Origin of the sequence: Shewanella sp. Shew256 (assembly GCF_002196695.1) — a bacterium.
In the GTDB taxonomy this organism is placed as follows: Bacteria; Pseudomonadota; Gammaproteobacteria; order Enterobacterales; family Shewanellaceae; genus Shewanella; species Shewanella mangrovisoli.
Map to the genome: position 1 here is coordinate 143287 of NZ_NAJR01000004.1, position 24541 is coordinate 167827.

Annotated in this window: 18 protein-coding genes; 5 read left to right on the top strand and 13 right to left on the bottom strand. The window is 48.8% G+C overall.

Annotation, left to right across the window (positions count from 1 at the left end; translation table 11 throughout):
• Window positions 1-72: 72 nt before the first annotated feature.
• Window positions 73-489 (bottom strand): CBS domain-containing protein, encoded by a 417-nt coding sequence (locus B5P39_RS08760; protein ID WP_011716896.1) that lies wholly within the window; start codon window positions 487-489, stop codon window positions 73-75.
• A 251-nt stretch (window positions 490-740) separates the two neighbouring features.
• A complete protein-coding gene (locus tag B5P39_RS08765; protein ID WP_086903498.1) occupies window positions 741-1772 on the bottom strand; it encodes an isoaspartyl peptidase/L-asparaginase family protein in 1032 nt (343 codons plus the stop codon).
• 120 nt (window positions 1773-1892) lie between these two features.
• Between B5P39_RS08765 and B5P39_RS08770 the strand changes: the two genes are divergently transcribed.
• Window positions 1893-3749 carry an autotransporter assembly complex protein TamA gene (locus tag B5P39_RS08770; protein WP_088211223.1) on the top strand — a complete coding sequence of 619 codons (1857 nt, stop codon included), beginning with the start codon at window positions 1893-1895 and terminating at the stop codon, window positions 3747-3749.
• The gene (locus B5P39_RS08775; RefSeq protein ID WP_088211224.1) at window positions 3746-8068 is read left to right on the top strand and encodes a translocation/assembly module TamB domain-containing protein; all 4323 of its coding nucleotides are present in this window, start codon (window positions 3746-3748) and stop codon (window positions 8066-8068) included. Before B5P39_RS08770 ends, B5P39_RS08775 begins: the two co-directional genes overlap by 4 nt.
• A 109-nt stretch (window positions 8069-8177) precedes the next feature.
• Here the strand turns inward: B5P39_RS08775 and rplY are convergent, their stop codons facing one another.
• Window positions 8178-8465: a 50S ribosomal protein L25 gene (gene rplY / locus B5P39_RS08780; protein ID WP_011622605.1), complete on the bottom strand. Its 288-nt coding sequence runs from the start codon at window positions 8463-8465 to the stop codon at window positions 8178-8180.
• A gap of 312 nt (window positions 8466-8777) precedes the next feature.
• On the opposite strand from rplY, the gene B5P39_RS08785 reads away from it, so the two are divergent.
• The gene (locus B5P39_RS08785) at window positions 8778-9212 is read left to right on the top strand and encodes a hypothetical protein (protein ID WP_011716892.1); all 435 of its coding nucleotides are present in this window, start codon (window positions 8778-8780) and stop codon (window positions 9210-9212) included.
• Here B5P39_RS08785 and B5P39_RS08790 read toward each other — a convergent pair.
• From B5P39_RS08790 to B5P39_RS08835, 10 genes are all read right to left on the bottom strand, one after another.
• Window positions 9163-9711 (bottom strand): DUF882 domain-containing protein, encoded by a 549-nt coding sequence (locus B5P39_RS08790; protein ID WP_011622603.1) that lies wholly within the window; start codon window positions 9709-9711, stop codon window positions 9163-9165. The two genes, B5P39_RS08785 and B5P39_RS08790, sit on opposite strands and share 50 nt — an antisense overlap.
• A gap of 123 nt (window positions 9712-9834) precedes the next feature.
• The gene (locus tag B5P39_RS08795) at window positions 9835-11535 is read right to left on the bottom strand and encodes a L,D-transpeptidase family protein (protein WP_088211225.1); all 1701 of its coding nucleotides are present in this window, start codon (window positions 11533-11535) and stop codon (window positions 9835-9837) included.
• A 230-nt stretch (window positions 11536-11765) separates the two neighbouring features.
• Window positions 11766-13949 carry a glucans biosynthesis glucosyltransferase MdoH gene (mdoH, locus tag B5P39_RS08800; protein WP_088211226.1) on the bottom strand — a complete coding sequence of 728 codons (2184 nt, stop codon included), beginning with the start codon at window positions 13947-13949 and terminating at the stop codon, window positions 11766-11768.
• 23 nt (window positions 13950-13972) lie between these two features.
• Window positions 13973-15610: a glucan biosynthesis protein G gene (locus B5P39_RS08805; protein ID WP_088211227.1), complete on the bottom strand. Its 1638-nt coding sequence runs from the start codon at window positions 15608-15610 to the stop codon at window positions 13973-13975.
• A 407-nt stretch (window positions 15611-16017) separates the two neighbouring features.
• Window positions 16018-17412: an ATP-binding protein gene (locus tag B5P39_RS08810; RefSeq protein ID WP_088211228.1), complete on the bottom strand. Its 1395-nt coding sequence runs from the start codon at window positions 17410-17412 to the stop codon at window positions 16018-16020.
• Between the two features lie 115 nt (window positions 17413-17527).
• Entirely contained in the window at window positions 17528-18187 is a 660-nt protein-coding gene (locus tag B5P39_RS08815) for a response regulator transcription factor (RefSeq protein ID WP_011716887.1), read from the bottom strand.
• Window positions 18188-18197: 10 nt separating this feature from the next.
• Window positions 18198-19100: an FAD:protein FMN transferase gene (locus tag B5P39_RS08820; protein ID WP_088211229.1), complete on the bottom strand. Its 903-nt coding sequence runs from the start codon at window positions 19098-19100 to the stop codon at window positions 18198-18200.
• A gap of 97 nt (window positions 19101-19197) precedes the next feature.
• Complete coding sequence (locus tag B5P39_RS08825; RefSeq protein ID WP_088211230.1) at window positions 19198-20544, bottom strand: DUF3570 domain-containing protein; 1347 nt, start codon at window positions 20542-20544, stop codon at window positions 19198-19200.
• A gap of 93 nt (window positions 20545-20637) precedes the next feature.
• Window positions 20638-20859 (bottom strand): DUF4266 domain-containing protein, encoded by a 222-nt coding sequence (locus tag B5P39_RS08830; RefSeq protein WP_011716884.1) that lies wholly within the window; start codon window positions 20857-20859, stop codon window positions 20638-20640.
• Between the two features lie 3 nt (window positions 20860-20862).
• On the bottom strand, window positions 20863-21330 hold the full coding sequence (locus B5P39_RS08835) for a TlpA disulfide reductase family protein (RefSeq protein WP_088211231.1): 468 nt from the start codon (window positions 21328-21330) through the stop codon (window positions 20863-20865).
• A 349-nt stretch (window positions 21331-21679) separates the two neighbouring features.
• Between B5P39_RS08835 and hyaA the strand changes: the two genes are divergently transcribed.
• Window positions 21680-22816 carry a nickel-dependent hydrogenase small subunit gene (gene hyaA / locus B5P39_RS08840; RefSeq protein ID WP_088211232.1) on the top strand — a complete coding sequence of 379 codons (1137 nt, stop codon included), beginning with the start codon at window positions 21680-21682 and terminating at the stop codon, window positions 22814-22816.
• A gap of 3 nt (window positions 22817-22819) precedes the next feature.
• Window positions 22820-24523 (top strand): nickel-dependent hydrogenase large subunit, encoded by a 1704-nt coding sequence (gene hyaB, locus B5P39_RS08845; RefSeq protein ID WP_088211233.1) that lies wholly within the window; start codon window positions 22820-22822, stop codon window positions 24521-24523.
• Window positions 24524-24541: the final 18 nt, after the last annotated feature.

A 24541-nucleotide genomic window follows, 5' to 3' on the forward strand; every position in this document is an offset into this window, starting at 1 on the left:
ACGACTAATTTGGCCTCAAAAGGATGAAAAATAGGCAAATTAATCACCTTTGAAGGGCTTAGCGCTTAGAGCTTAGGCGGGTGCTAAGTAACATTGCTGCATATACACATTCATGGCGCGCAGCACGTTCGTGCGGTTAATGGTGCCGACGACTTTGCCCTGCTCGACCACGGGATAAATCTTAGGTTTAGAGCCAAGCATTTGCTCTGCTAATTGCAAAATACTGTCATCGGGACCGACATACAAGACTTCGGTGCGCATACAATCTTTTACCACTGAGGTCATATCACAGTGATAACTGCTCTTTAGCATCACGGCTAAACAATCTTGCTGGGATAAAAAGCCCACTAAATCGCCGTTATCATCCACGACAGCGGCACCCATCTTGTTATTGTCTAACAGTTTTTCAACCGCAGTGGCCAGCGACATATTGGCGCGTAGCAATACGGGTTGACGATCCATATGGTCGCGTATTTTTATTGAATCCATAGCAATCTCCCCAATCTATCCTTTACCAACTCAACTCGGCTTACGCTTTGAGTCTAGTCAAAATCTCGCAAGTGGTAAGCGATTAATATCGATTGGAGTTATCTATTTACTCAGCGGAAAGGAAATTGGGCGGATAAAAGCGGTGATTTAGAGGGATAACATTGGGCCTACAAACCCCATTTTGAAAGGGATGGCTTAGAGGTATTGCCTTAGCGCATGTTAAGCATGCGCTAAGGCAATAGGCGGTATCCTTATTGGTCCTGCCAAATCATCACTTGGGCAGGCTCACCATTACTACGGGTGGCGCGGTACATGCCTTCGGTATTAAATGGCGTGGCAATATTGCCCCTGTGGTCGACCGCTATCACACCACCAGAGCCGCCAGCGGTGATAAGGCGTTGATTAATCACTTCATCTGCCGCTTGAATAATGGATTTTTGCTGGTATTTCACCTTAGCGCAGATATCGCCCGCCACTTGGTAGCGAATAAAAAACTCGCCGTGGCCCGTGGCCGACACAGCGCAAACGCCGTTTTCAGCATAGGTGCCTGCCCCAATCACGGGCGAGTCACCAATGCGCCCAAAACGCTTGGCCGTCATACCGCCAGTCGAAGTACCGGCCGCCAAGTTGCCGTTTTTATCTAAGGCGACAGCTCCAACGGTACCAAATTTATAATCGAGATCTTTCATCTCAATACCCGCAATTTGATCTGATTTTTCAGCCGCCTGCAGTTTTTGTCTGGCATCGAGTAATTGTTGATAACGGGCATCGCTATCGAAATGGCTGTTAGGTACCAGTTTAAAACCTTGGGTTAAGGCAAACTCCTCGGCGCCTGCGCCCGACAGCATGACATGCTCGGACTTATTCATCACGGCTAAGGCCAAATCGATGGGATTAGCGATATGGCGCACGCCTGCTACGGCGCCCGCATTCATGGTTTTACCATCCATAATGGACGCATCTAACTCGTGGCCGCCATCATAGGTGTAAACCGAACCGACACCGGCGTTAAACAGCGGGCTGTTTTCTAATACATTGATAGCGGTTTGCACCGCAACTAAGCTATCACCGCCCTGCTCAAGCACTTTTGAGCCTTTATCGACGGCTTCTTTGAGCTTGTCTTTGTAGGCCTGACGCAGCTCTGGCGTGAGGTTAGCCTTAGAAATAGTGCCAGCGCCACCGTGGATCGCAATGGCAAAAGGTTTTTCATTCGCTTGGGTATTTTGTGACATAAAAAGTGCACTCGAGAGAATTAAACTAAAGGTGGCTAATTTTATTTTCATTATTTACATCCCCTTAAACAGTAACGTCCTTTGTAACCATTTCAATGACTAATTTCAATCATCTCCTTGCCTGTTGCGCCTATTCTGGCGACAATGAACTCACATCACAGGGATTATAAAGTGCAGCGATACTTGCAAATAACGTCATTATCTTTTCGTCTTCATTTGCTACTTGGCCTGAGTTTAGTGACATCGGGGGCGATGGCCGCCGATAACTTTTTAACGCTTTCAGTGAACGGGGTCGACGAAGCCCTAAAGCGTAATATTCTCGCCCACTTAGGTGCTATGCCCGACTCCGAAGTGCAGCGCCGAGCCTTCTTATTTAACGTGGAAGACAATGTCTCCACCGCCCTCGAGTCCATGGGCTATTACCATGGCGAAGTGGAAGAACAGTTAGTCGAAAAAGAAAAAGGCCCATGGGAATTAAAGCTCACGGTCAAAGCGGGCGAACCGGTAAAGATCCAATGGGTTGATATTAATTTCTCTGGTGAGATGCTCGACGATCGCGCCTTCGATAAGTGGCTTGCGGAGGTCAATATCAAGCCTGGGGATACGCTCAACCATGGGGTGTATTCCGATGTGAAATCCCAACTGGTGACGCTTGCCTTGGCAAGGGGGTATTTCGATGGTGAATTCACCGAGTCGCAAATCAAAATCAACCGCGATTTAAACACGGCGCAAATTAGCCTGCATTTTAACTCAGGCGCACGTTACCATTTTGGACAAGTGAGCTTTGAAGGCCACACCTTAGAACCGGATATTCTCACTAAGCTTATCCCCTTCAAGGAAGATGCCGCCTATTCGACCCGTCGGGTCAGCGCTCTAAACCGCCAATTGTTGGATACGGGTTATTTCGCCAATATCAAGGTCATACCGCAGATCGATCAGGCAAAGGATAACCAGTTGCCCGTCAAGGTTGAGCTCACCAATAAGGCCAGCCACTCGATTGAATTAGGTCTCGGTGGCGACATAGGTCAAAGCGCAGATAAAACCTTCGATCCGCGAGTACGGGTTACTTGGCGTACGCCACAAATCAATAAATACGGTCACTCCCAAGAAACCAGTTTGGAGTGGTCGCCTGACAGACCTAAGTTTTTAACCACTTATACGATTCCGCTGACTCATCCCTTAGACGATCAACTGAAAATTCGCCTAGGCTTGCTGCGGGATAAATACGGAGTAACCCAGATTTACGAGCCCGAGAACCGCGATTTTCGTAACACAGGCCAATTGGAGTCGACTAAGTATTTGCTCGGGCTACTCAGGCAGCAACGCTTAGATAATCAATGGCTGATGACCTATTCCCTCGATGCAATTCGCGAGGAATATACTCAGTCCGATACCGATTACAGCCCCAGTTTTTATCTTGCGGGGATTAACTTTTCTAAAACGACCCGTGGGGATAACTCACTCGATCCCAAGTCTGGTTTCAGGCAAATGTATAGCCTAGATTATGCCGATCCTTATCTTGGCTCCGAGACACGCCTTGCCCGCTTACAGGCCAAGTTTAAGTGGATTGACACCTTTTTTGATAACCACAGAATCGTGGCGCGTATGGATCTCGCCGCCAACCTAGCCAATGAAAATGAGCTGGCCTTTATCCCACCATCACTGCGCTATTTTGCCGGTGGCGACCAAACCATACGTGGTTATGGCTATCAAGAACTTGGGCCTTATCTCGATTACATCGATGCCGATGGCAAAGTCAATCGTGAAGTTATCGGTGGTCGTTATCTCATGGTCGGCAGTTTGGAATATCAATATTACGTCACCCCGACTTGGCGTGTTGCTACCTTTGTGGATGCGGGTAACGCCTTTGATAACAATCAGTTTGAACCCGTAGTCTCAGTGGGTGGCGGTATCCATTGGATCTCCCCCATTGGCCCAATTAAGTTAGATTTAGGGGTTGGTTTGAAAGAGACAGACACCATTGACCGTTCATGGCGCATTCACTTAACCATGGGGACAGAGCTATGAGCAAGCCCCCTATTCATGAGCCTAATGCAACGGCCCAACAAGAGAATCAACCCCCAGAGCAATTGTCTTTGGAACAAAATCCAACGTGCGTGCAGCCCAAAACACTTAAGCTGCGCATTTGGCAAATATTTAAACTCTGCACGCGGATTATTGTTTACGTTCCCTTAAGTCTTTTGGTGTTAACTGCATTACTGCTCGGGACTGAAATTGGCTCGCGGATAACTGTGGGTTTAGCCGATAAGTTTGTGCCCGATCTGGCGCTCACCTACACTTCGGGCTCGTTAAATAAAGATCTCACCTTAGCCCACGCCAGTTGGTCGATGGATGGGATTAAGGTCAAGCTCAAGGATTTACATTTGGCATGGCAACCCACTTGTCTGCTACAAAAGCAGCTGTGCGTGAATGCCTTAACGGCGAGCCAAATCGATGTCAATATCGATACCGAGGCCTTAAGCTCAGGCGGCGCTGAAGCCGACGTTACCCCCGAAAATGATGAGCCGAGTGAACTGGTTCTGCCCTTTGGCATAAAGCTCGACAGCGCCGAACTGAACAACATCAATATTGCGGTCGATAAGATGCGCTTTTCGGCAAATCATATTCAGACCGCTGCCACTTGGTTTGCCGAAGGACTGACGGTCGAGCAGCTTAGCAGTGAAGGCTTGGCTGTATTAATTCCAACCGACGATAGCCCTGCGCCAGACACTCAGGGCACAGATCCTCAAGGCGCAGGCACTCAAGCTACAGGTACTCAAGCCACTGACACCAAGGCAGCCGAGACAGCTGCAACTGCAGCGGCAAAAACCACGACCGCAGCGGCGACAACTCAGCCTGAGACCGAAAAATCAGCAACCTCAGTGGCGACAGCAAGTGCTAAAGCTTCAGCGGACAAGCCCAGTGTCGAAAAGCAACCTTCTACGGAAATTGCCGTAAATCCTCAAGCGGATAAACAAACGGATGAAAACGCCGATAAGCAAGCATCTACAGAGGAATGGGCACTTGCCCATTTACCACAGGTTTTTATGCCTTTCCCGGTGGATGTCAAGCACCTCAGTTTAGACAACAGCCGTTTACAGATTGGTTCGCGCGAAGATCTATTTAGTCATATTGAGCTTCAAGGTCAATTTGCCAAGTATCAGTTAACTCTAGAAAAACTGCTGCTTGCCCATAGTTATGGCGAAGTGTCTGTGGTGGGTCAACTCGCCCTCGAACAGGACTATCCGCTCGCGCTTGAGGTTCAGGCCAATGTCACTCAGGTTGCCGAGTTGCCAGAACTGACCCATCAACAATTAAGCCTAACCCTTAGCCAAAGTATCGGACAGCTGGGGATCCACGCCCTTGCCAAAGGGGATGTTGATTTTAGTCTCAATGGACAATTGACCCTCAAAGATCCCACGCTGCCCTACAAGGTCAAACTGGAAAAAGTGCGCGCACAGTGGCCGCTGCAACATGCCGAGTATCTTGTGAGCGACCTCAATCTCGACAGCCAAGGCTCCCTCACTCAACAGACCGCGACGCTCAATGGAAATGTCATCACACCTTTCCATAAAGTGTTAACGATTAGCAGTGAGCTTCATCATCAGGATGCAAAGCTCGATATTAAGCAGTTTACTGCGAAGGGCGAACTAGGTTCAGTCGATGTAACTGGTGAGCTAGATTACGCTAAGGCGATCACTTGGAAAGCCAAGGTACTGCTCGATAACCTGAAATTACAGGAAATCACTCTGCCGGAAACTGCACAGACTCCAGAATCGACACCCAAAAAAGACTCTAAAGCACGGAGCACAAATACCGATAAGTCGGCGCCTGTCACAGCAAATGCTCCAACTCCTGCTCCTGCGACAAAAACTGCAGCTGCAACTACAAATGCAAAAGCAACTACAAGTGCAAGTGCAAGTGCAAGTGCAACGAGCAGCTTGCCAAACAGTTTAATCTCAGGCCAATTGCAGACCACCGGGCGCCTGTTAGATAAACAGTGGCAAGTGGCTCTAACGGACACCCAACTGTCAGGCACAATGCAGGGTTATCCGTTTGATATCACAGCCGATGTCAGCATCAACGATAAAATGTATATCAGCGCAAAAGGTGTCAATGCCAAGGTATTGGGTTCCACCTTAACCTTAGCGGGCGAAACCAACAAAACCTGGAACCTTGAGGGTAAACTGCAAGTCCCCGATTTCGGTTTATGGTTGCCCCAGGCCAGTGGTCAATTGCAGGCCGACATCAATGTCACTGGGGAAGAGAAACATCCACAAGTCGAGTTAACCGCGCAACTGGTCGATCTGGTGCATCAAAATATTAAGCTCAGGGAGTCCACACTCAAGGCTTACTATAAGCCTTTGGATGCCCATGAGTTTGCCCTATCACTCAAGTCAAAGGCGCTGCAACTTGGCTCACAGAGTTTAGATACCGTGACCTTGGGCAGTAAAGGCGATATTCAAAACCAAAAACTGACTCTCAGCGCCACAGGGGATCTTGTGCTCGAGCTTGGCGTCACTAGCCAATACGATATGAAAAAATCCCAACTGCAGGCGCAGGTGAATAAAATCAACTTGGCAACCCCCGTCGGACGTTGGGAGATAGATAAGGATATTCTTGTCGGCTGGGATCAAAATAAGTCCAAAGGCAATATCAGCCCCTTCTGTCTAGTGAATCCCAACAGTAAGGTTTGCCTCGATAATCAAGTGACTATTGGCAAAACTGGCGAGGCTCAGCTCAGTTATGCGGGCAATCTAGGCAAGCTATTAGTGCCTGTATTACCCAACAATATGCAGTGGGATGGCAGTTCTTCACTGTTGGCAAACTTTGCTTGGGCGGCGGGACGTAAACCCACGGCCAATGTCGACTTTAATTTTACTCCCGGTAGCATCAAGCTTAAACGAGCCAAAAACCGTGAAGTCACCATTAATTATCAACAACTTGATTTCAAAGCTAACTTAGACGCTAAACGACTCCTCTCGTCAATTAGCTTTGAATCGGAAGATGTCGCCAGTTGGCAGAGTGAGGTCACGGTCAACGTAACGCCGGACAGAACCTTGTCGGGTTACGCCAATATCAAGCAAATTAACCTGCAACCTTTAGGTGAGTTTTTCCCGCAGCTCAATACTCTCGAAGGCTTGCTCACCAGCAGATTAAACTTTGCTGGCACCTTGGATGCGCCAGAAGTGTCGGGCAATGTGTCCTTAACCCAAGGCGCCCTCGCGTTGACTGTCAACCCAACGCTTATCAATAAAATAGACATGTCGATGGACTTGGGCGGCCAACAGGCATCCCTCAAAGGCCGCTGGATGATGGGCAATGGTTTGGGCCGTGTTACGGGTGATATGCGCTGGCCTCAGGGACAATTCAGTGGCGAGCTTGCGATTAAGGGCGACAAATTAGCCGTGATCCAACCGCCACTTGCGCTACTTGATGTCTCGCCCGATCTCACCATCGCCTTTAGCAGCCAACAACTCGAAGTCAAAGGGGTTGTCGATGTGCCTTCGGGTAATATTAAGATAGTCCAACTCGCCGAAGGCGGTGTTGCCCTGTCGGAAGATGTGGTCTTCGATGACTCGATTGCCGCGGCGCAGCCTAAAGCCAGCCCCAATGCCATTGTGGCGGACCTGAACATTAATGTCGGTAACGACTTAAAAGTAGATGGCATGGGCCTTAAAGGTAAACTGCAAGGAACCTTAAAACTGCAGCAACAGGCGTTCCGCCCACCATTGCTGTTTGGCGATATTAAAGTCAAACAAGGTAGCTATAAGTTTATGGGACAAACCCTGAAAATCCGCACAGGTGAAGTGCAGTTTGTCGGCCCAACATCCGTGCCTAACTTAAATATCGAAGCTATTCGTGAAATTAAGAGTGAAGATCTAGTCGCGGGTGTCCGTGTCACGGGCACGCCCGCCCGCCCAGTGGTAACCCTGTTCTCTAACCCTGCTAAGGAGCAAGCAGAGATCCTGTCTTACATTATCAAAGGCAGCGGCTTTAACAGCAGTAATAACGAGCAGAACAATTCGTTGATGATGGGGGCGGCGCTGGGCTTAGGTTCACAAGTCGGCGGCGGTGGCGCCATCAATAACATTGGCAGTACCGCCACGGGGATTATTGAAGAGTTTGGCTTCTCGAACGTACAACTGGACACCAACGATGAGGGCCGAGTGGCGATCAGTGGCTTTATCGGTGATAACCTGATGGTGAAATATGGTGTTGGGGTATTTAACCCAGGGTATGAGATGACGGTCAGATACTACCTGTTATCGCAACTCTATCTGGAAACGGTATCAGGCACCTTAGGCCAATCCCTTGATATCTATTACAACTTCAATATCAAGTAATACTCCCCCGCGTAGCTAGGTTGCGCGGGGATACTTTTATGTTCTTGTTCGTTAAAAAACAGTCACAAAAAAAGCGCCCTATAGGCGCTTTTTTGCTTCAATCACGCGATTAAGCGTAAACGAAGTCAACGTGCTCGATCATTGGCTTGAACGCGTGACGTTGCATAGCTTGTGCACGAACACCTACTTCTTTGCCATCTAAAACGATAGTCACAACAGAAGTGTAGAAGTCTTCGTTAGTTTGAATGTTGATGATGTCTTTGTGATCAAAAACAATAGAAACTGGCTCTTTGCCTGCGCCGTAGATAACAGCAGGAACTTTACCTGCATGACGTAGGCGGCGGCTCGAACCTTTCCCTATTTCAGTGCGGGTTTGTGCTTGGATAGTGTAAGACATGTGTTTCTCACTTAAATTTAGAGTAAAAACCGTCACCATTTTCGACCAATGGTGACTCATATAAAGCGCGCGCATACTAACACAGTTACTCGGCAGGTACAAGAACAGCCCCACTCTTAAACCTGAATGATACCGAGCGGCTATCGTTATAAATCACAAAGAGTATTTATTGAATTGGAAAACTTGTTTGTAGCCTGTTAAATAGCCGAAGCGGCTTTGATCTGAATCAAAAAACCCGCGATCTTGATCACACTTAAGCCAGTCGATGCCTGCTAAGCTCGGGCAAATTTTGTCACTTTAGTCTTGTCAAACATGCGTCACGAGCTGTATTTATTGCAACAAGAAAATCGTCTTTCATGCCAATTAGCCCGTGAACTCGTCTCACTTATCGAAACTGTACCCTATCAGCAGACCACGATCGAATTGAAACTGTTAGAGCTGCTCGCCTGCACTCAACAAAAAAATCGTAGCTTACTGATGTTGATGCAGCTTTGTGAATCATCCGCCGTTGAAGGCCAACGACTCAGGCAATTTAAGTTTTCACAGTGCCTCAATCAGCATGTGAACGACTGGCAACAACACCGGGAAATGAACAAGCTTGGGCAACTCTTTTTGCCGCTGTTAAAACATTATTTGCAGGATATTCAAGCACTCGAGCTGCAGTTTTATCAGCAGCTCTCAGTGCAAAACGATAAGACTACCAGTGGCGGACTGGGCCACAGTCAACATGCACAAAACCTGACTTAGGGTAATAACCCACTCCTCCTAATTTAAGCGATAACGCCGCATCACGAAGGGTCTTTAGGTTCACACCCGGGATAGCGATGTCCATTGCCATGCCTTGCATATGATAACTTTTCTTTGCCACCCCACTGCTCTTACCCGCCAACATGGCGTTGGTCTTGGGCGAACGATAGCCAGAAATCACATGGATCTCATTCTCCGTATTGAGGGTACTCTTGAGGGTGTAAAGCAGATCGAATAAGCGTTTATCCATGGGCGCCGCCACATTCTGGCGATGATCCCGCAGCAAATGACTAAAATCATTCAACACTTCGCTCTGATAATGGCCGTCAATCCAATAACTACCATTGTTATGCTCGCCCGTGTGGCGATTGTAGAGGCTGAGATCGCGAACCCCTTTGGTTGACCGACTTGCAAACGCTTTAGAAGGAATTAAAGAACACAATGCCACACCACTGAGGCCTAACAACAACTGCCTACGGGCAGGACAAAGTAACGTCACATCATCACCTTTTGTTCGTTTTTTGGACACTAAAACCGCAAATTATACTGAATCGCCATTCAGATCAAGCCTTGACTGGCTCACAAGATTTCAGATTTCAAAATCTCTTAAAAGTTCAGGTCGTTATAGAATGTAAAAAATTGATGCAGGCACCGCCTGGCTAAACTCAGCTTCCAAGTGATAAATATCATTGCGATATTGAATTTGCCCAGCATCATCAAGCCATGCTGTCCAATAAACCGTGTAGACAGGCATGGTATCTGACAGCGCAAACCATTGGGATTGAGTGGTATTAGGCGTTAATTTGTCCCAAAGGCGCGTATCTTTAACTAAGTGAGTTTGAAACCAGCGGGCCAGCTCCTCGACCTTTTCAACCCGAATGCAACCCGATGATAAGGCCCTATCGGTCTTTTTAAAGAGACTTGGCTCAGAAGTTCCGTGCAAATACACGCTAAAACTGTTGTCGAAATGAAATTTATATCGACCTAAGGCGTTTTTCGTCCCAGGGCGTTGCACTAATCGATAGGGAAAATGGCTGGACGCCAACTCTTGCCACTCCTGCGGCGAATGTTCGACTCGCGCGCCGTCATAGTCGTAAACATCAAACCCACGGTCCTGTAGGTAATGACCATCTTGGCGTATATGGGGCAAGATATCGCGCCGCACTATGGTGCGTGGCACGCGCCACTGTGGATTGAGCACCACGCTGGAGATATGACTACTTAGCAACGGTGTTGGCCGCGATGCTTTGCCCACTATTACTTTTGAATTAAGGATCACCTTCCCCGCTTCGACGAATTGCAGCTCAAATGCAGGGATGTTTATCACCAGATAGCTTGCAGGTAAGGTGCGAGTAAAAAGCTGCTGCCTAAGGGTATTTTTCGCCAGCAGCTTTGCCCGAGCATAGGGAGATTGATTAAGCCAATACAGGGTTTGTTTACCTATCACTCCATCTGCCTGTAAGCCATGCTGGGTTTGAAAGTTTTTGATCGCGCGAACCAGTTCATCATCATAAGGCATGGAATTGTTATCAGTTGCAGCCTGCTCAGTCCGTGCAACTGTTCCAGCATAAGTTGTTGCGTTTGGTGAAATTCGGTCTGACTCAATGTTTGGATCAATGTCTGACTTAATGACTGGCTTAGATCCTAGTTCAGATACTGGCGCCAATACGTTATCGGCTACAGACTCGGAAGCCGTGCTAGGCATCTCTGCTAGAAAACCTAATAGGAAAAGGCGCAGCGCAATCGGCGCAATGAGCCGGCTCTCTTGCCCTGGACTGAGCTTATCTTCAAGGATGAGTGTCTCCCACGAAGAAGATTCCGCTAACGCCATCAATTGCTTCAACTTGAGGACCACAGCGCGAAAATACGTATCCTTAGGGATCAGTGCTGCCGATGAGCATGGCGTCGTGCATTCAGCTGGGGCATCAAGATACTGCCAATAGTTATCCAATTGCAGCTGCATTTGGCGAAGCTTCAATTGCTCCTCGTTATTCAGCGCCCTATGTTGCCACTGGATCAACTGTTGATAATTGGCGCTAAAAACCGGGCTAACATCGGCAAGACTCAAGAGTAAGGTTTGCCCTAGGATTTGCTCAACTGCAGTATCTGGGTCAGCGACTTCAGCGGAGGTCGTCAGCACGGGCAGCTCAACCGTTTGTGGTTCAACGGTTAAAGGTGCTGTTACGAATGGTTCGGCGGCATAGGATTCTATGACTGCAAGCGAAAGTCCCATCAACAATGCACCGAGTGGCCAGCGCTTAAGTGAACTAAAGCTGCGGTTGGATGTATTAGGATTTAGCGTTAATCGACTCACAGGCATCATACACGTCCCCTGTCACAGCAGATTCTTGACCGTAAAATTACCGCAAGTGCTAACATTGGCACTCAATTCAGCAGTAATCTGTGTTCACTATAGCTGAAGCCGTTGACGAAATGCAGGCGAGCAAAGGGATAAAACAAAAATGCCACTGACAGACGTCAGTGGCATTTCAATTATTTGACAACAATTAAGCCCATTAAGCGGGGCGAATTGCTACCCTAAAAACGTGTTAGCTAGCAGAAAGAGACCAAGTCTTCTGGCACAAACTGCTCGGGCAGTTTTTGTAAACTTCGCAGCATCAGCGGATTGGCTAGCACCAGCGCCATCTCCTGACGGTTAAATAACGCCAAGGCACTCTGTTGGCACTGCGCTTCATGCACTTTTACGTGCACAATGGCTTCAACCGGTTCAATGGGTGTACCCGCCGCACGCAGTGGCTGCTTATCAACCATAGCTAAATGCAGCTCCATTAACGCTGGATCTTTTAACACTTGCGCTAATGTCCAAGGCTGCTCGATATGTGCCTGATAAGCAGCACGCGCCTCTTGAGCACGAATACAGATAGGCGCAGGATTACGCTCCTCTGGCGTGGCCAAAATGCCAATGCGTTTGAAGAACTCACCAATCTTGATAGAACCCGTCCACGCCGAAATAGGCACGGCTAACCAAAGACCAATCAAGGCGGGGCTCATCCACGCAAGCAATGTTAAGGAGTCCAAAATGGCCGCGTAACCTAACATCACGCCCGCCAGCATATGCCAACGGTGGCGATAGATCAGGGTTAACCAAGGCATGCTGCCATCGTCGCGGCGCTGTGGAGACCAACCACTGTCACGTCCCATCAGAATCGACATCACCGCACCGCAGTGGATGAACATCATGATAGGTGCGATTAGTGCAGAGAGGATTACCTCAAATATCACGCTTAAAATCGCTTTGATGCGACCACCGACACTGCGGGCAAAATTGCCATCTTTTAGCAGCAATAATACGCCGAAAATCTTAGGTCCAAACAACACGCCCATGGTGATATAGAACAATCTTAATGCCCTATCCGAGTCCATGATAGGCCATGTCGGGAACAGGGAGAATTGGTCGGTAAAATACTCAGGACGAATAAAGTGTGCCTGCAAGGCGAGCATCAAACCAGTTAAAATCAATAACAACCAGAATGGCGATGACAAATACGCCATAATGCCCGTCATTAAGTGTAAACGGCTGACCCAGTGTAAGCCTTTGGTCGGCAGGATACGGGAATGCTGCAAGTTACCTTGACACCAACGGCGATCGCGCACGGCTAAATCGACAATCGATGGCGGACATTCTTCATAAGAGCCCGGTAAGTCGTAAGCAATCACCACACTCCAACCCGCACGGCGAATAAGCGCCGCTTCGACAAAGTCATGGCTTAGAATATGGCCACCAAATGGCGGTTTACCCTTAAGGTTTGGCAGACCCGCCGCGCCCATAAAGGCTTCGGTACGAATAATGGCGTTATGGCCCCAGAAGTTACCTTCTTTTTGTACCCACCAACCAAGCCCCGTACCAATCACAGGACCATAAATACGCGCCGCAAACTGCTGCAAACGCGCCATTAAGGTGGTGCCATTGATGAGCGAAGGAATGGTTTGGATAAGTCCGGCATCAGGATCGGCCTGCATACGTTGTGCTAAGCCTGTGATGGTCGATGATTCCATCAAACTGTCGGCGTCGAGCACCAGTAAGTGATCGTAACGAGAACCCCAACGGCGACAGAAATCCGCCACGTTACCCGCTTTACGCGCCACGTTCTTACGACGGCGGCGGTAATACACGCGAGAATGTTTATGGGTTTCTTGGCGTAACACTAAAAACGCCTGTTCTTCTAACAGGGCGATTTCAGGATCTGTGGTATCACTTAAGATAAACCAATCGAACGCATGACCATGCCCCGTTTGGGACAAAGCTTCAGCCATCACAGATACCGCAGAGAACACCCGATCAGGCGACTCGTTATAGGTTGGCATCAAAATCGCGGTGCGGGTATGTAGCTCAGTCTGCTCAAGCTCGTTTGGCTTGGGCTTTTTCAGCAACATGAAGAAGCCTGCGATACCACTACAAAACGCCAAGGCAATCCAGCAGAAGTTAATCGCAAACAGCACCAACATCAGATATTCGAGGGGGGTGATCCCTCCGATACTGAATACGGCGCCCATTTCGTAGATAGCAAAAGCAGACAGCGCCAGAGCTCCGCCCACGACAAAGAATCGACGGGATACCTTAGAACGTACACCATTGGCAACGGTGCTACGGCGCGGAAATCCTTCAGGCATTTGGTTTAAGCTTTGGGGTTCCATTGCGCCAGGCCTTTCATTAGGCATGGCGCTACCACCCACGAGCACTTCAGTCTCAAGAACCGAATTCTCGGATACAGTCATATTATGTCGCTCCGTCATGGACCTTAAAGCGTCCAGCGATAGAGCCAGGTTTCAACCTGACGCGGTGTTGAGAACTTGAGTTCGGCACGTAATTCGATAAGTTCCTTATCTTCTGGCTCCAACTCAAACGCGAGGCGATAACCATTGTTAGCCGCGTTACGCGCAATAACCACATTTGAAATCACCCCACCGGAAGACTCAACCTTCGCGAGCGGTAATTCATCGGGCATGGCGCCGTTAAGATGATAATCCACGACAAACAAACGTCTTGGGGTCGCTTTTGCGATGTCAGCACGACCACTGGCAGTACGACTCACCACGACAGAATTGGTTTTCGCCACTGGCTCCTCGCCCCAGCTCATACGGTAAGCAAAATGATATTCACTGCCCGCAGGAATAGGCTGACGCGGCTTCCAGAAGCTCACGATATTATCATGAATTTCTGATTCTGTTGGAATTTCTGTCAGAACGACCGCACCTTGTCCCCAGTTACCCACAGGTTCAATCCACAAACTTGGACGACGCTCATAGTGGGCTTCGAGATCTTGATAAGAGGCATAATTGCGTTCACGTTGAATTAACCCAAAACCCTGTGGCGAGTTGTCAGAAAACGCACTTACCTGTAATTGGCGTGGGTTAGCCAGTGGGCGCCATAGGTGCTCACCGCGGCCGTTAAACATCAACAAACCGTCTGAATCGTGGACTTCGGGTCTAAAGTCGTCGGTATCGTGGCGGCCATTGAGTGAATGTAAAAACATACTGGTGCTTGGCGCAAGTCCGACTTTGCTAAGTTCGACGCGAGGGAATAAGGTCGCTTCAACGTCGATTTGAGTGTTATCACCTGGACGCACTGAGAAGCGATACGCGCCCGCAACACTTGGGCTATCCAGCAGTGCATGCACCACAATTAGGTTGCTGTCGTAGGAAGGACGTTCAACCCAAAATGCGCGGAAAATCGGGAATTCTTCCCCTTCAGGGTCCGCGGTTTTCAAGGCTAAACCACGGGCAGATAAGCCATAGGAGTTACCTTTACCTAAGGCACGGAAATAACTCGCACCTTGGAACACCATCAACTCGTCATACACGCCGTTGGTGTTTAACTGGTTATGGATGCGAAAGCCTGAGTAACCAATGTCATCATTTGGCAACGCTTGGCTGATAACTTCACCCGCAGTGAAATACTTAGGCTCGTAGGCTAAGTGAGTCGATTGGTTAGCTTCAACGATGGCAATTTCGATCAAATCTTGGAAATAGAAGCCACGGTGAAACATTTGCATTTGAAATGGTAAACCTTGATCGCGCCAAATGGACGAAATCGGGTTAAAGCGAATGTCGCGGTATTCATCGTAGGTTAACTTGGCAAGTCCTGCTGGCAGCGGATCCTTTAACGCCACATAGGGCTTAGAAGCCAGCTTACGCGCCAGTTTCATTACAGAATCGCCATCAAAGGTGCCCGTTTTTGTAAATCTCACTTGATTTTTGTTCGCCGGCTGAGCCGTCGCCTTAGGTGGACTCACCACAGGTGTGGCGGGTTTGTTTTCAGCAGGCTTTGTCTCTTCAGCAAATGCCGTGCTCGACAGCGCAAATGCTGCGCTAAGCGCCAGTGAGCAAATGAGTGAAGAAGAAGGTTTAAACGATTGGCAACGCAACAAGCTAACCATAGGATAGGTAACCTAAAAATAAACTAAGAAATCAACGTTTTTTGTCTGCACAGTGAAATTTTTTTACCGCGGTTTGATGGTAAAAAAACACAGGCTGTTACATATCGCGAAAGATATCAGAAGGAGTAAAAAACTCATAAATAAAGATGCAGTTAACTCCTTTTGCACGATACTATTTAGCAATATACTTATACCAATAAAGAATATCAAATTCGAATTAACATACGGATTTGATCTTTAAAAGTAACGTATGTGAGTAAAGTGCTATCTAGTTCGCATTATAGAAACAAAATCAGCCTCTTTTGCAAACTGACTGCTGACAATAATCTTAGGTGATGCCTGCCAATACGCGAGCCTGTTGCAACAAAATTTATTGCATCAAGCGCGTACCAACAAAACAAATGATACTATTGAGGTAATAAAAGGGTAACCACTAAACCGCCATTTTCGCGGGGCGTTATCGTCAATTGCCCTTGGTGCAAATCAATAATGTGGTGGCAGATGGAGAGCCCTAATCCCGCACCTATCCCCTCATTTTCATTGACGCGGTAAAAGCGCTCCGTCGCGCTGGCGATTTGCTCATGGGTCATGCCCTGACCACGGTCGGCGATGTTGATCTCTACATAAGCGTCAGTTAGCGCTGCACTAATGCAAATTTGCGTTTCAGCAGGACTGTATTTACAGGCATTTTCGATGATATTTTTCAGCACGATCAACAGGTAAAAGCGATCGCAGTTGAGTGTTAATGCTGCGTCTACTTCGATATTCCATTCATAGTCGGTGATCAGTGGCATTAGCTGGTTCAGCGCATCCTCCACCATCGGCAATAACGCATGAGGCTGCACATTGAGTTCGGCAATCGAATCGATCCGTGCAAGCAGCAAGAGCTGCTCCACTGTGTGACTCATATGCTTCACACCCGCATCGATGGCGGCGAGGTGGATCCGCTCCGCATCCCCCTCTCCCACTAAGCCTTCTAAACCCTGTTGATGTAATTTAATCACGGATAAGGGGGTTTTTAACTCATGGGCCGCATCGGCACTAAAGCGGCGTTCCCGTGCAATAAAGTGTGCAATGCTGCTGATATATTGGTTTAGCGCGCGGCGCACGGGCACGAGTTCCTTGGGGAGTGACATAGTGAGCGGCGTAAGATCGTTAGGCGAGCGCGCCATTAACTCGCGCTCGAAGGACTTCAACGGACGGAACAAGATGTAAAACAGCAAGCTGACGATAAGCAAGGTTAATGGCACCACGATCAACGGCACTATCACGGCATTGTGCATAATTTGTGAGACCAACTCTTGGCGCACTTCATCCTGCTGGGCGGTGATAATCCAGACTTTGTGTTTGACCGAAAAAAAGCTAAACACATGCCAGAGTTCCCCTTCGAACACTTTTTTGCTGTAGCCTTGGACAAACTTAGTGATGGGTTGGCGGCCAATATTGTCTGAAAAGACCAGTGCTTGCCCCGCCTCACTCCAGATCTGGAAGGCAAGTTTATGCTCATAGGCGAGTTTTAACGCATCGGCTTTTTCGGCAAATGTGCTCACTTGACTGTCGGGCACATGGAGAACTTGCGGCAACTCTTGCGGCGCTTTGAAATCTTCCTCGTCGTGATAGAACAGTTCAAGCATTTTCGCGCTTTGCAGCATCTGCGCATCGAATAACTCTTCGATTTGATGCTTAGAGTCTCGGGTGCTGAACCAGCTTGAAATCCCCACGGAAACTGAAATCCCCGAGAGCATCAGCAAGGTTAATAACAAACGTAATGAGTACACATCCAGCACCTTGAGTCGATTCACCCTGTGGTCCCCGTCGTTTATGGTGAGAGTAGACATGCCTAAAAGGCAGTTACTAAATACCGATAAACGCCGGGTTTGTCACTTAAATCCTTGCACGAGTGTTAATTTTAATGGGTTAATTGACTTCGGTTAGGGTGTAGCCAATGCCGCGTACCGTCTTAATCAAGTCGTTGGCTAATTTTTTACGTAAATGGTGGATGTGGACCTCAATCGAGTTGCTGCCAACCTCATCCCAACCGTAGGTTAACTGCTCTAACTGATTACGGGTCAATACACGACCTGCGGATTGCGCCAGTTCCAGCAATAGCTGAAACTCCCGGCGTGACAGAGGCACATTTTGATCGCGAAAACTCACTTCGCGGGTGTTGAGGTCGATGCTTAACGCACCGATATTCAAGCTGTTATTATCTAAACCATATTGCCGACGGACGATCGCGCGAATACGCGCAGCTAACTCGCGCACATCGAAGGGCTTACCTAAATAATCATCGGCGCCGATATCGAGGCACTCGAGTTTGGTATCAAAATCCGTGTTGGCCGTGAGCACAATCGTTGGGATCGAAACGCCTTCGGCGCGCCACGCTTTGAGTAGCTCCTTACCATTACCGTCGGGTAAGCCTAAATCGAGCACTATGGCGCTAAAGGTCTCATTCTTAATGCCCACCAATGCTTGCTGATAGCTACTTAGGTGATCGACCTGCATCCCCATTTTTGCAAGGCTCAAGCAAATCCCTTGGGCTAATAACTCGTTGTCTTCCACTAACATGATACGCATTGATAATGCCCTATCGAAAAATACTACACTGAACCGATTGCTCGGCTAAAAAGGCTTCGGCCTGCTCACCCTGTAACATGGCCATGGTGGCCAACATGCCCGCAGTGACACAGTTTGGCCCGAGTACCGTCACCGAGCGCGGTGCCCCGCTCACTGGATAGCCTGTACGCGGATCGACAATATGCCCATAACGTTTACCCTCGACCTCAATAAACCGCCGAGTATCACCACTGGTAGCTAAGGCGCCTTGGGTGATGGCAAGCACTTTAGCGGCATGGTCAAGCTGATGTGGATCTTCAATCCCCACTTGCCAAGGCACAGCATTGGCCACCGGACAGGCGATATCACCGCCAAAATTAACCAATACCGAAATCCCCGCATAGGACTCGGCAAGTTCATAGGCGACCCTGTCGACCGCATATTCTTTGGCGATACCGCCAACATCGAGCTGCATGCCTTGGGGCATCAGCAACTCTTGGGAATTGAACTCAATACGCGCAAAGCCGACTAAGGCTCGCGCAGCCTCAATATCCGCTTTAGCGGGCATCTTGGCGTCCTGCGTAAAACGCCACACTTGCATTAACGGGCAAGCCGAAATATCAAATAGTCCGCCACTTAACTCAAAGCATTGTTTCGCAAAAGCCAACAGTTGCCAGGTTTCTTCATCAATTGACTGACGTTTGCCATCGGCATGATTCAAACGCCATAGATAATTGCCTTCAATAAAACGGCTGTACTTTTGCTCGATTCTTTGCGCCTCGCGAGCCGCCATATCGAGCATATCGTAGGCGATATCTTCATCATGGCTGGCAATCAATAGCTCACAGGGACTCGCCATGGCCCTAAACTCGCCCAAAAATCCCCAATCACGGCGCACGAGTCGATAAGGCGCATTAGGGGAAACTGCTGGCATCTTCGTATCCTTATTCTGTACTTCGCGTAACGCTCAATATGGGCAACACGCCCCATATTGATGCGCTTTGTCTACGGCTCAGTAACAGAGTATACCTTTAAAATGAATAACTAAACTGCGCCGTTATCGCCTTTTGGGTTGGGAACAAGTCGTAGTTTTGCAGCTCGCCCGGGATCGTTGTGCCATTGTTTTTCGGATCCTGTTGGTAATATTCCAAGCGATACGTCATCTCATGGCCGCCAGACAGACGGTGGCCAAACTTAACCCCTATCGTATAAGCACTCATATCACCAATGCGGTAATCCGCACTGGCAAACTCGGGTAGCGGGGTATCGGCAAGCAGGAACGGCTGATAGAAATTAACCGCCGACTGTTGGTAATAACGTAAGTGCAATTGTCCGTAGAAATTGCCACTAAAGTAATAGCGATAGTGGGTCTCTAAGGTATGCGAAGTTAAATCCCAATCGTCGGTGCTATAGCGGTAGGAAAAGTCCACAACACCAGCATCGAGTGCGCCTTTGGTCATCACATAAAAACTGTGTTTCAGGCGCGAATCGGGGCGATTCTCGTAGATTATGTCCTCAGTGGTGCCGTTATTGTCCACCACGCTCAACACTTTATAGGGATCGGTTAAATAGCCGCTGACACTGGATAAACCATAGTTCGCCTGCAATAACCAACGCTGGTTCAATATTTGGGTAATACCTAACATCAAATCGACGGTTTGTTTATCATCGCTGCTCGTTTGACGAGTCGCGTCGAATGCAGTGCGGTAAGCTTCATCACTGGTAAAATTGTCGCGAATAGCCATAGAGGATAAGGCCACGGGTCTGCCACCCACGGGATCGACCACATCGAAGCTGTAAGATGTCCCTAAAAACAGCGTGGTGTTGTCCTTGTTAAAGCCACGCTCAAGCCCTGCATTCACGCCCATCGACATATAGTCGAATTCCTTAGAGCCATAGACGCCGCCGTTGACTTTCCAATCGGAATTAAGCGCCTGTGACCAGTTAGCACTGCCCTGTACTCGGGTATCGTGGAAGGTATCATCGAGCGGTGTCTCACCCGCCGCCACTTTATACTGGCCATTACCGGAAGGACGGGTAAAGGTTTGGCTGTCGCTTTGGGCAACCGCGCCTGAAGCCGAAGCACCGGTTAAACTGTCGACCACTAGTTTTAAATCCAACACACTATCGTCGCCAAAGTTTTTTTGCGCCGTCCCAATGGCTTCGATTGCCTGCACCCTGTCTTGCTCACCGTAATACATGAGCGCGGCATCGACTTTCCAATCATCGGCATTTTTTGCAAGCTCAGTGGCGTGACCATTAGAGACAAACAAGCCACAACTGGCTAAGGCCAAGGCGCTGGCAATGTGCTTGGTCTGCGGTTTAGCTTGGATAACTTGTGGGGCTATTGAGTCTAACTTATTGTTATTATTTGTCATGGCTGACAACACCTTTATGTCACTGAAGCTTATTTAGACTAAAAACCGAATAAAAATGAAAATCTATGGCACTACCTGTTCAAGCAATCCTGGCTAGTTACAGCCACAACCGCCACCCGCAAACGCACGGCCGCCGCTACTGCCTTCCTTACTAAAATAGATATGATCGTCTAATGCTTGGTCTAACTTTTCACTATCGAGCGCCATATCGGCGCGGGCGAATTGCCCCTTCTCCCACGGCTGCACCCCTAAGCTTGAGCAACCAGTTAACCCCACTATCATCAACGAAACGGCAATCAAGGCGATTTTACGCATACACTACTCCTTCAACAGACTGACGAGTTCTTGCTCATAATCGGCGGCATTGTCTTGGTAAAAGCCCACATGGCTTTTAACTAGTTGCCCCTGGCGATTGAACATAAAGCTGCTGGGCATCCCCAATAAATCAAAGCTTCGTGCTACATCTCCCTCGGGGTTGAAACGCACATCAAAGGTTGCAGGAACCTGCTTTAAAAATTCATCGGCAAGCGCCTTATCGGTGTCGAGGTTAATCGCCACCACGGCTAAACCTTGATCACGATATTTTTGTGCAATCGCATTCATCCAAGGAAATGACTTACGGCATGGCCCGCACCAAGAGGCCCAAAAATCCACATAGACCACTTTGCCCTTAAACTCGGTTAAGGAAACCGCTTGGTTTTGCGCATCGAAAACTTGGTGATCGAGCGACGGAGCGGCATAGGCTCCCACACTGAATAATCCGAGTAACAACAAGAGTTTTTTCATACGTCTTCCACCCATCACAATTGCGTTTGAATCTATTAACTGAATCTTAAGGTTTTCTTAAACTGTAGAAGAATAAATTAAGTCTGCTGTTCCACTTATTCCTACGACATCAATTGATTACAAAGTGAACTCTAGCGGCAAAAATGTTAAAAGTGCGACATTTTGTCCCATTAGCAAATTCGAAATTAGATCTGTGTCATGTTAATTAAATGTCAAAATCAGTTTCATCACATCTCTTGAAAATTCTTGATATGCATCAAGAATTATCAATCTCCTAGGGCCTAAACTGGCTATGTCAATTATGTAAACCCTTACCAATTTACATTTAAATAACAAAAAAGGTTGACCCATGGACACACATGCAGCCCTCTATGAACAGGGAAAGGCGCGCTTAGATGCGTTGCGCCAACTCGCTCCCCGTCAACAGCTCTCTCTTGTCGAAAAAATGCAACAACATGGAATCACCCGCCGTGATTTCATGAAATGGAGCGCCATGGTGACGGGCATGCTTGCCCTGCCGTTGCCATTTAGTAATTTAGTCGCCGAAGCCGCCGAGCTGGCCGACCGTGTACCCTTAATCTGGTTACATATGGCCGAGTGTACTGGCTGCTCCGAGTCCTTAGTCCGCGCCGATACACCGAACTTAGATTCGCTGATCTTCGATCATATCTCGTTGGAATATCACGAAACCTTAATGGCCGCCGCGGGTTGGCAAGCAGAGGAAAACCTCGAGCATGCCCTGGAAACTTACAAAGGCCGTTATCTACTGGCCGTTGAAGGTGCGGTTCCAACCGCCAATAACGGCAGCTTCTTAACCGTGGGCTGTAAAGGCCATACGGGCTTAGAAATCATCAAGCATGCCGCCGATGGCGCTGCGGCGATTATTTCTGTGGGTACCTGCGCCTCCTTCGGTGGTGTGCAAGCTGCCTACCCCAACCCTACAGGGGCAAAAGGTGTACACGAAGTGGTGAGCAAGCCGGTGATCAACTTAGGTGGCTGTCCACCGAGTGAGAAAAACATCGTCGGCACCCTGATGTATTTCATTATGTTCGGCAAATTGCCAGCGCTGGATATGTTCAATCGTCCAAAATGGGCCTACGGCGCACGGGTACACGATAACTGTGAACGTCGCGGCCGCTTCGATGCTGGTGAATTCGTTGAAGAGTTTGGCGATCACGGTGCAAAAGAGGGTTACTGCCTCTACAAAGTGGGCTGTAAAGGACCTTATACCTATAACAACTGCCCCACCGAACGCTTTAACCATCACACTAGCTGGCCAGTGTTAGCGGGCCACGGTTGTATGGGCTGCTCAGAACCTAACTTCTGGGATGATATGGCCGATTTTGAGAAACCCCTTGGTCGTCAACTCCTCCATGGATTGGATGCGACCGCAGACACCGTCGGTGCGGTGATTTTAGGCGCGACTGTCGTCGGCATTGGAGCCCACGCCGTTGCCAGTATTTTTGCCAAGCCGCTGGAGGAATAACCCATGAGCAAGCGCGTTGTTATCGACCCTATCACCCGTATCGAGGGTCACTTACGTATTGAAGTCGAAGTTGATGAGAATAATGTCATCAACAAGGCATGGTCATCCTCTACCCTGTGGCGTGGTATTGAAGTCATCCTCAAGGGCCGCACGCCAATGGACGTGGGTCTTATCGTGCAGCGGATCTGCGGTGTTTGTACCTATTCCCACTATCGCTGTGGTACCGAAGCGGTGGAAAATGCCTTAGGCATTCAAATCCCGTTAAACGCTAAATACCTGCGCTCCTTAATGCAAACCTCGCTCTATATGCATGACCATATAGTGCATTTCTATCATCTACACGGTTTAGACTGGGTCGATGTGGTCTCCGCCTTAAGTGCCGATCCCGCAAAAGCGGCTCAGGTCGCCCTGAAATATACCGATAAGCCGATTGCTGCGGGCGAAGGTGAATTAAGAGCAGTGCAAGAGCGGGTGAAAGGCTTTGTCGAAACAGGCAAACTCGGCCCCTTCGCTAACGCTTACTGGGGCAATGGCACCTATAAATTTACCCCAGAGCAAAACCTGATTGCCCTGTCGCACTATCTCAAGGCCCTTGAAGTGCAACGGGTTGCCGCAGAAATGCTGGCGATTTTCGGGGGTAAACAGCCACATCCACAATCATTGGTTGTGGGCGGTGTGACCTCAGTGCGCGATATGTTAAGTCCTGCTCGCCTACAGGAATGGAAACAAAAACACGCGATAGTGACCGACTTTATTCTGCGCGCCTATCAGGCCGATATCGTGATGGCGGCGGAAGCCTTTGGTGGTGAAGCCAGCGTACTTGGTGGTGTGAATGTTAAAAACTTCATGGCAACCAATGACTTTGTGCTCGCCAATGGTGAATACCTGTTCGACCAAGGCGTGATCATGAAGGGCGACTTAGCGGGTGTGAGCGACATTAACCCTGAGCTTATCGCCGAAGACGTAAGCCATGCATGGTACACCGCCGATGCGCCGCAGCATCCCTACGATGGCACTACCATTCCTAACTACACAGGCTTTGTTGAGCGGGATACGGTTTACGGCAAACTGCCGACCTTAGATGGCGATGGCAAATACTCTTGGGTGAAATCGCCACGTTACCAGGGCGAACCCGTGGAAGTGGGTCCATTGTCCTGCCTGCTGGTGAGCTATGCCCGTGGCAATAAAGTCGTGGTCAATGCCGTGAATGCCTTATTGGCCCGTACCGGTTTGCCCGTTGAAGCCCTGTTCACCACCTTAGGCCGCACCGCAGCGCGGATGCTGCAAACGGTTATCGTGGCGCAGGAAGGCCTCAGAACTTTCGATGCCCTGCTCACCAATATTCAATCCGATGAAACCACCTATGTGAAGCCTCACATTGATCCGAGTAAGGAATATGTGGGTCACGCCATGATTGAAGCGCCACGCGGCATGTTAAGCCACTGGATCCGCATCAAAAACGGCGTCATTGAGAACTATCAAGCCGTCGTGCCCACCACCTGGAACGCAGGTCCTGTGGATGCCAATGGCAAGATTGGTCCCTATGAAGCCTCACTGATTGGCTTAAAACTGGAAGATCCCACTAAACCCCTTGAGGTGATACGTATTATTCACTCATTCGACCCTTGTATGGCGTGTTCAGTACACGTGATGGATTTCAAAGGTCAAGCATTGAGCGAGTTCCGTGTCAGCCCCAATGGTCAATAACAACGAGGGAGGGAACGC